The 8128-nt window shown below is 74.9% G+C and carries 7 protein-coding genes and 1 pseudogene; 5 read left to right on the top strand and 3 right to left on the bottom strand.

What is annotated here, in order from left to right; translation table 11 throughout:
- Positions 1–293: pseudogene (locus J0670_RS22795) on the top strand (hypothetical protein); the annotation flags it as partial.
- Positions 294–439: 146 nt separating this feature from the next.
- Here J0670_RS22795 and J0670_RS22790 read toward each other — a convergent pair.
- Together J0670_RS22790 and xylB are read right to left on the bottom strand one after the other, a co-directional pair.
- The gene (locus tag J0670_RS22790; protein ID WP_207813508.1) at positions 440–1597 is read right to left on the bottom strand and encodes an ROK family transcriptional regulator; all 1158 of its coding nucleotides are present in this window, start codon (positions 1595–1597) and stop codon (positions 440–442) included.
- 72 nt (positions 1598–1669) lie between these two features.
- Positions 1670–3100 carry a xylulokinase gene (gene xylB / locus J0670_RS22785; RefSeq protein ID WP_207813507.1) on the bottom strand — a complete coding sequence of 477 codons (1431 nt, stop codon included), beginning with the start codon at positions 3098–3100 and terminating at the stop codon, positions 1670–1672.
- 95 nt (positions 3101–3195) lie between these two features.
- Between xylB and xylA the strand changes: the two genes are divergently transcribed.
- The 4 genes from xylA (at position 3196) to J0670_RS22765 (ending at position 6667) form a co-directional block, all read left to right on the top strand.
- Positions 3196–4368 (top strand): xylose isomerase, encoded by a 1173-nt coding sequence (gene xylA, locus J0670_RS22780; RefSeq protein ID WP_207813506.1) that lies wholly within the window; start codon positions 3196–3198, stop codon positions 4366–4368.
- A gap of 141 nt (positions 4369–4509) precedes the next feature.
- Positions 4510–4803 (top strand): hypothetical protein, encoded by a 294-nt coding sequence (locus J0670_RS22775; protein ID WP_207813505.1) that lies wholly within the window; start codon positions 4510–4512, stop codon positions 4801–4803.
- Between the two features lie 89 nt (positions 4804–4892).
- Positions 4893–6398, top strand: coding sequence for a glycoside hydrolase family 43 protein (locus tag J0670_RS22770; RefSeq protein WP_207813504.1), 1506 nt, complete (start codon positions 4893–4895; stop codon positions 6396–6398).
- Positions 6395–6667 carry a cellulose binding domain-containing protein gene (locus J0670_RS22765; protein ID WP_243437378.1) on the top strand — a complete coding sequence of 91 codons (273 nt, stop codon included), beginning with the start codon at positions 6395–6397 and terminating at the stop codon, positions 6665–6667. The genes J0670_RS22770 and J0670_RS22765 overlap by 4 nt, the downstream gene beginning before the upstream one ends.
- Positions 6668–6809: 142 nt before the next feature.
- Here J0670_RS22765 and J0670_RS22760 read toward each other — a convergent pair whose 3' ends face one another.
- Entirely contained in the window at positions 6810–8108 is a 1299-nt protein-coding gene (locus tag J0670_RS22760) for a glycoside hydrolase family 6 protein (RefSeq protein ID WP_207813503.1), read from the bottom strand.
- Positions 8109–8128 lie beyond the last annotated feature (20 nt).

Raw genomic sequence — 8128 nt, 5'->3', positions numbered from 1 at the left:
CTGATCACCGCCGAGCAGCCGACGCCCCGGGGCCGAGCCCACCGCCGCGGCAGGGCACGGCCGGCGCGCAGGCGCTGCCGCCGTACTCGGTCATGACCGAGGAGGGCGCGGCGGACCGGACCCGCCAGCAGCACCGCGCGATCTTCGACGCCATCGCCGGCCGGCGCCCGGAACTCGCCCACTCCTGGGCGACCGTGCACGTCGCCGGGGTGGAGCAGTGGCTCCGCGACACCCTCGGCGAACCGGGACCGGCCGTCGGATGTTCACGGCCCTGCCCCGCTACCTCCGGGTGACCGTCACCGGGCTGGACGCCGGTGCCTGGGCCTCGATCCGCTCGCTGGAGGACTACGACCGCCACTTCCTGGACCCGTCCGTCGAGAACCCCGCTGCCTCCCGATGGTCGTGGTCGAGCACGACTGACCGCGCACCGGGCCCCGGATCACACCACCGGAAGCAGGGTCGGGTCCGCCATGATCCGGCGGACCGTCGTCAGCGCCGCGCCCAGCAGCGGTCCGCGCCGGCCCAGGGCGGACGTGCGCAGCGCCTCCGGGGCCCAGGGCCGCACGGTGACCCGGGCGGCCAACTCGGCGCGTACGGACGGCAGCAGCCAGTCGGCGAGTTCGGCGTAGGCGCCGCCGAGGACGAGGGCGTCCGGGTCGATGAGGTCGACGGCGGACGTGAGGGCCAGGCCGAGGGCACGCCCCGCGCGGTCCAGCGCCGCCAGGGTCGGCGCGTGCCCGGCGCCCGCCCGTTCGGCCAGCAGGGCGACCGCCTCGCCCGGGCCGTGCTGTGCGAGGGCGGCCTCGCGCAGCACGGCCGCCTCGCCCGCGTACTGCTCCAGGCAGCCGCGGGCGCCGCAGGCGCACTCGGGGCCGTCCGGCTGGACGGGGAGGTGGCCGAGTTCACCGGCGAAGCCCCGGGCGCCCCGGAACAGCCGCCCGCCGATGACCAGGGCCGCGCCGATCCCACCTCCGGCGGAGACGTGCACGAAGGTCTCCGCAGGCTTCCCGACGTTCCAGTACTCGGCCAGCGCCCCGAGGTTGGCCTCGTTCTCCGGTTCGGGCACGGTGTCCGCGTCCGGCCAGTGATCGGACAGCCGGACACCGTGCCAGCCGAGGTTGGGCGCGCCCTCGACGAGTCCGCCGGGCTCGTTCGGGACCACCCCGGGCACGGCCAGGATCCGGCCCTCGACGCGCAGCCCGAGGGCGGCGGCCTCGGCCTGCGCCGCGGCGGCCAGCGCGGCGGCCTCCGCCAGTACCTCCCGGGCCGGGCGGCCCGCGTTGGCCCGCTCCTCCCGGCGCCACACGCGCGGCTCGCCCCGCAGGTCCACCACGCACGCGCCGAGGTGGCCGACGCCGATCTCCAGGCCGAGGCCCGCCGGGCCCTCGCCGTTCACGGCCAGTGCCCGTCCGGGTCGGCCGGGGCGTCCGCTGGCGGCGGCCGCCGCCTCGGTCACGGCGCCGCGCCCGATCAACTCGTCGACCAGCGAGGAGACGGCCGCCCTGGTCAGCCCGACGCGTCCGGAGACGTCCGCGCGGGAGAGCGGGCTGTGCGCGGCGACCGCGCCGAGGACCACCGCGAGGTTCTGCCGCCGCATGTCCTGTAGCGACGCGGGCCCGATCGAAGCACTCCTGCTCGCCTTGCCGACCACCGTCACGCGCTGCTCCTCCTACCGGTCCTCGGCCGGAGCGCCCTGCAAGGCCCCGGCCCGACGCAGGGTATCGCCGATCCGCGTCAGCGCCTCCTCGTCCTTCTCCACCGCTTCCAGCACCGGGCCGTGGGCCGTGCGCCAGCGGCGGGCCACCGTGTCGGCCGGCTCACCGGTGAGCAGCGCGGCGGCCTGGGCGGCGGCGCCGAGCGCGACCAGTTCCTGCGCGTCGGGCACCTGGACGGCCCGGCCGGAGAGCCGCAGCACGGTCCGCTGCCAGGCCCGCCCCCGGGCGCCACCGCCGATCAGCAGCAGCGGTTCGTCGCCCGCCGGGTCGGCGCCACCCGCGCGCAGCACACCGTCCAGCGCGGCGAGCAGGGCGTGGGCGGCGCCGTCGTAGGCGGCCTGGAGCAGCTGACCCGGCGTGGTGTCGTGGCGCAGCCCGTGGACCAGGCCGGAGGCGTGCGGGAGGTCCGGTGTGCGCTCACCGTCGAGGTACGGCAGGACGACGGCGGTGCCGCCCTCCTCGACCTCGTCGCGGCCGCGGCCGAGCAGCACGGCGAAGCGGTCGACGGCGAGGGTGCAGTTGAGCGTGCAGGCCAGTGGCAGCCAGCCGCCGAGGGCGTCGGCGAAGCCCGCGACCGTCCCGCTCGGGTCCACCGGCCGCTGCCGGCCGACGGCGTAGACGGTGCCGGAGGTGCCGAGGCTGAGCACCGGCTGCCCGGGGAGCAGGCCGAGCCCGAGGGCGGCGGCCATGTTGTCGCCGGTGCCGGTGGCCACCGGTGTCCCCGCCCGCAGCGGCGTGCCCGGGCGGATCACGCCGGCCTGCGCTCCCGGTGCGAGGACCGGCGGCAGCAGGGCCGGGTCGAGGCCGATGCGGTCGAGGACGTCCTTGTCGTAGCCGTCCGGCCCCCACCAGCCGGTTCCCGAGGCGTCGCCCCGGTCGGTGGCCGCCTCGCCGGTCAGCCGCTCGGTCAGGAAGTCGTGCGGCAGCCGGACGGCGGCCACGCGCTCGGCGGCGGCGGGCTCGTTGGCGCGCAGCCAGGCCCACTTGGGGGCGGTGAAGGCGGCGGTGGGGACGCTGCCGGTGCGGCGGGCGAGCTCCGCCGCGCCGATCGCGGTCCGCAGCTCGGCGGCCTGGGGGGCGGAGCGGACGTCGTTCCAGAGCAGCGCGGGGCGGACCGGCGCCCCGGAGGCGTCGAGGGTGACCAGACCGTGCTGCTGGCCGCCGATCGAGACGGCGGCCGCGCGGTCCGCCCAGCCCGTCGCCGCCGCGGCCTCGCCGAGCGCCCGCCACCACTGCTCGGGGTCGCTCTCGCGGCCGGCGCCCGTGCTGACGGTGTGCGGGGCGCGGCCCTGGCCTAGGACGGCGCCGGTGTCGAGGTCGACGGCGAGGGCCTTGGTGGACTGCGTCGAGCTGTCGAAGCCGATCACGACACGTTGCTCAGCCATGCGTTCCTCCGGGGGGTTTCCTTCTCAGCTGTCGGCATACTAGTTTGTTGAGAGTCATTACAAACACTCCCTCGGCACTGATCCGGAGCCGCTCCATGTCCAGTGACCCGCTCGCCCCCACGCCCGCGCACAAGTTCACCTTCGGTCTGTGGACCGTCGGTTGGCAGGGGCGCGACCCCTTCGGCGACGCGACCCGTCCCGCCCTCGACCCGGTCGAGACCGTCCAGCGGCTGGCCGAACTCGGCGCCTACGGCGTCACCCTCCACGACGACGACCTGATCCCCTTCGGCGCGGGCGAGGCCACGCGCGAGCAGACCGTCAAGCGCTTCCGCGCCGCGCTGGACGCCGCCGGGCTGAAGGTCCCGATGGCGACCACCAACCTGTTCACCCACCCCGTCTTCAAGGACGGCGCCTTCACCGCCAACGACCGCGACGTACGGCGCTACGCGCTGCGCAAGACGATCCGCAACATCGACCTGGCCGCGGAGCTCGGCGCCTCGGTCTACGTCGCCTGGGGCGGTCGCGAAGGCGCGGAGTCCGGCGCCGCCAAGGACGTGCGCACCGCGCTGGACCGGCTGAAGGAGGCCTTCGACCTGCTGGGCGAGTACGTCGAGCAGCAGGGCTACGACCTGCGGTTCGCGATCGAGCCCAAGCCCAACGAGCCGCGCGGCGACATCCTGCTGCCCACGGTGGGCCACGCCCTGGCGTTCATCAACGAGTTGGAGCGCCCCGAGCGGGTCGGCGTCAACCCGGAGGTGGGCCACGAGCAGATGGCCGGGCTCAACTTCCCGCACGGCATCGCCCAGGCCCTGTGGCACGGCAAGCTGTTCCACATCGACCTCAACGGCCAGTCCGGCATCAAGTACGACCAGGACCTGCGCTTCGGCGCGGGCGACCTGCGGCAGGCCTTCTGGCTGGTCGACCTGCTGGAGTCGGCCGGCTACGACGGCCCGCGGCACTTCGACTTCAAGCCGCCGCGCACCGAGGACTTCGACGGCGTCTGGGCCTCGGCGGCCGGCTGCATGCGCAACTACCTGCTGCTGGCCGAGCGTTCCCGCGCCTTCCGGGCCGACCCGGAGGTCGAGGCCGCGCTCGCCGCCTCCCGGCTGCCCGAACTGGCCCTGCCCACGGCCGGGGACGGCCTGGCCGGGCTGCTGGCGGACCGCTCCGCCTTCGAGGAGTTCGACGTCGACGCCGCGGCCGCGCGCGGCATGGCCTTCGAGCAGCTGGACCAGCTCGCCCTGGAGCACCTCCTCGGCGCCCGCTGAGCGGAGTTCGCGACCCGGCCGGGTCGTGCCTGGGGCGTGTTCGACACGCCCGAGGCAGGGCCCGGCCCTCGCGCGCCCGCCCCATCCCGGTGCCCGGAGCCGGGCGGCGGCCTCGGCGAGCATCCGGCGGCAGAAGGCGAGGTGGTCCCCCGCATAGCCGCGCGGGGCGCACTCCACGACGAGCAGCAGGCCCAAGTACAGCTGGTAGAGCGCCACTCGGTGCCGCAGGGCGGGGGTGGAGTCGAGGTTGCCGCCGTCTTCGGTGTAGCCGGCGGCGAGGTCGCTGTCCGGGCCGGTGTCGCCGCCGAAGGCCAGCGAGACCAGCTCGGCGGCCGGGTCGCCCCAGCGCCCAGTGGGGTTTCGGCCACCTGGTCCGGCAGTGACGCCAATCCGCCCGCCTTCTGGCTCAACGGCGCGGCCTGCGCGATCGGCTGACCCTCGAACCGGTGGTGCCCCGGGCTCCCCAGGGCCCGGGGCACCAGCTCCAACGCGAACCGCCTCCTCACGAATCAGGAACCGACCACGTGTCAGACCGGCCCCAGCCCAGCGGCACCGTCACCAACCCGGTGATCCCCGGCTTCCACCCCGACCCCAGCGTCTGCCGCGTGGGCGACGACTACTACCTCGTCTGCTCCAGCTTCGAGTACTTCCCCGGCGTCCCCGTCTTCCACAGCCGCGACCTGGTCAACTGGACCCAGATCGGCAACGCCCTGGACCGGCCGAGCCAGCTGCGCCTGCCGCGCGAGATGCCCTCCTCCGCCGGGATCTACGCGCCGACCCTGCGCCACCACGACGGCCGCTTCTGGCTGATCGTCACCAATGTCGGCGACGGCGGCAACATGCTCTTCACCGCCACCGACCCGGCCGGGCCCTGGTCCGATCCGGTCCGGCTGCCCGGCGTGCCCGGCATCGACCCTGACCTCGCCTGGGACGAGGACGGCACCTGCTGGTGCACCGTCGCCGGAATCTCTCAGATGCGCCTCGACCCGACGACCGGCGAGACCTTCGGCGAGCCGCAGCGGCTCTGGTCCGGCACCCCCGGCACCCAGGCCCCCGAGGCGCCGCACCTCTACCGGATCGGCGACTACTGGTACCTGCTGATCGCCGAGGGCGGCACCGAACGCGGCCACGGCGTGGCCATCGCCCGCGGCCGCACGCCCGCCGGCCCGTTCGAGCCGTGCCCGGCCAACCCGATCCTGACCCACCGCAGCACCCCGCGCCCGATCCAGAACACCGGCCACGCCGACCTGATCCAGGCCCCGGACGGCTCCTGGTGGATGGTGCTGCTGGGCGTCCGGCCGCGCGGCGGCACCCCCGGCTGGCACGTGCTCGGCCGGGAGACCTTCCTCGCGCCGGTCGAGTGGGTGGACGGCTGGCCGGTCGTCGGCGAGCTCACCACCGAACTACCCGTCCCGGCCTGGCCGTTGCACCCCGCTGCCGCCGTACCGGCCCGGGACGACTTCGACCAGGCCGAACTGCACCCGCAGTGGATCTCGGTGCGCGAGCGCCCGGAGCAGCTGTGCACCACGAAGGAACGATCCGGCTGGCTGACCCTGCGCGCCGCCGGCGCCTCTCTGGACGAGCCCGACGCGGTGTTCGTCGGCCGCCGCCAGCAGCACCTCTCCTGCCGGGCCCGCACCCTGGTCGACCCCGCCGACGGCCGCGGCGGCCTGGCCGTCCGGCTGGACGAGGAGCACCACTACGAGATCGAGGCGGCCGCCGGCCAGGTGACCGTGTTCGCCCGGATCGGCTCCGTGCGCACCGAGGTCGCCTCCGCACCGGTGCCCGCCGGGCCGGTGGAACTCGGTGTCGACATCGACCCGGCGCCCCCGCGCGAGCCGCGGAGCGGTCCGGACACCCTCTCCTTCGGCATCGAGGAGGCGGACGGCACGTTCACCGCGCTCGCCACCCTCGACGGCCGCTACCTGTCCACCGAGGTGGCCGGCGGATTCACCGGCCGGGTCATCGGCATGTACGCCGCGAGCGGCACCGTCCACTTCGACCGCTTCGACTACGAGCCGCGCCCTTGACCTCTCGTCAGGGCTCCCATCCCAAGAACACGGGGACGTCGGCGGTCTCCGGCTGGACGCTCGGCTGGAGCTTCGCGGGTGACCAGAGGATCTCCACCGCGTGGAACGCCGCCGTGACCCAGTCGGGGAGCGCGGTGACCGCCCGCGACGCGGGCTGGAACGGCGCCCTCGCACCGGGCGCCACCGCGAGCTTCGGCTTCCAGGCGACCTACTCGGGCACCAACGAGGCACCCACCCGCTTCACCCTCAACGGCGGCGTCTGCGCCTGATCTCCCCGAACCACGGCGGAGGGACGGGCCGTCACGCGGCGCGCCCCTCATGGCGAGGCTGGGAACGACCCGCCCCTCGGTGGGTGAATGGTCCGGCCCCGTCCCGCCGGACGGGGCCGGACCATTCGGCTCTGCGCCCCTGTCAGCCGCGCGGTCGCACGCCGGGGGCGAAGGTCAGGGCCGGTTGGGCGTTCTGCGCCAGGGTGCGGGCCTGCTCGGGCCACCAGGTGCCGGCCGGCGGGTCGACGACGCCGTACTCCGGGTCGATCGTGCCGCCGGGGATGCTCCGGTTGCACTGCCCGTCGGACTGGCCGACGGTCTTGATCCACAGGTAGGCGGCCACGAGCGGGGTGCCGGTGTCGGCCGTGGGCCGGTTTCCGACGCCGCGTCCGGGCGGGTTGCACCAGGTCTGCGGGTCGCCCGCGTACGTGCCGGGCGGCGGGGTCCAGCCGCCCTTCCCGTTGCGGCTGGTGTCCACGACGAAGTGGGCCAGTTCCTTCTCGGGCGGGGTGCCGACGTTCTGCTGGAACCACTGGTCGGTCCAGTGCCAGGTGCTGGGGTCGTCCGCGTCGACGGCGTTCCCCGGCTGCCCGTCGTTGGGGGCGGTCGGCGAGTAGTACTGCCCGGCGCACTGCTCGGTGTGCCCGCGCGCGGCCTCCGGGCCCTTGGTGGCGTACCAGAGGCACTTCGACACCCAGGTGCCGTAGCGGTTGGACAGGTCGGTGGCGAAGAAGTTGGACACGTTCAGGGAGAAGCCCTGGGCCCGGTCACCGCCGGCCTTCAGCAGGCGCTGCGCCGCGTTGCCGACGCTCTGCCAGTGGCTGTTGCCCGCGTCCAGGTAGACCACCGAGTTCGGCTGCCGCTCCAGGACGTCGACCGCGTAGCGGAGGTCGGCGAAGCGTCCGGCCGTGAGCTCGCCGGTGGGGTCGCTGGTCGGGGAGCAGTCGGAGGGCAGGTTGGCGATGGCGTCGGGTTCGAGGACGACCACCGCCTTGCTCTTGCCGATGCCGCGCGCCAGCGCCGCGATCCAGGCCTGGTACTCCGCGTCGGACTGCGCGCCCCCGCTGGAGTACTGGGAACAGTCCCTCAGCGGCACGTTGTAGGCGACCAGGACGGGGACGGTACCCGTGCGGGCCGCACGGCGGACCAGGGACCGCGCCTGGGTCTCCACCTCGGCGGGTGTGCCGTCGGTGAACCAGGTGGCCTGCGGCCAGCTGGCGAGCTTGGCCATGGCGGTGGCGCCGGCGAAGTCGCGGTCCTTCAGGTAGCGCAGGGACTGCTTCGCGGCGTCGGTGTCCGGGTCCACGTAGAAGCGCGTACCGGCCGGCAGCGTGTGGCTGGTGCTCCGCTGCTCGGCCTGGGCCGAGGCCGGTACGGCGAGCACCGTGAGCATGGCGGCCAGCGCGGCCGGGGCGATCAGGCGGGGGATGCGTGCTCTCATCGACTTTCCTTTTCCGTACC

This window comes from Streptomyces sp. FH025 (assembly GCF_017427025.1).
Lineage (GTDB): Bacteria > Actinomycetota > Actinomycetes > Streptomycetales > Streptomycetaceae > Kitasatospora.
Note: the sequence above shows the minus strand (reverse complement) of the source record. Positions and strands in the feature narration are given on the sequence as shown.

Bases quoted from the DNA above. Each gene is read 5' to 3' on its own strand.
- J0670_RS22790 (WP_207813508.1), bottom strand. From the start codon at position 1,597: ATGCGGCGGCAGAACCTCGCGGTGGTCCTCGGCGCGGTCGCCGCGCAC.
- xylB (WP_207813507.1), bottom strand. From the start codon at position 3,100: ATGGCTGAGCAACGTGTCGTGATCGGCTTCGACAGCTCGACGCAGTCC.
- xylA (WP_207813506.1), top strand. From the start codon at position 3,196: ATGTCCAGTGACCCGCTCGCCCCCACGCCCGCGCACAAGTTCACCTTC.
- J0670_RS22760 (WP_207813503.1), bottom strand. From the start codon at position 8,108: ATGAGAGCACGCATCCCCCGCCTGATCGCCCCGGCCGCGCTGGCCGCC.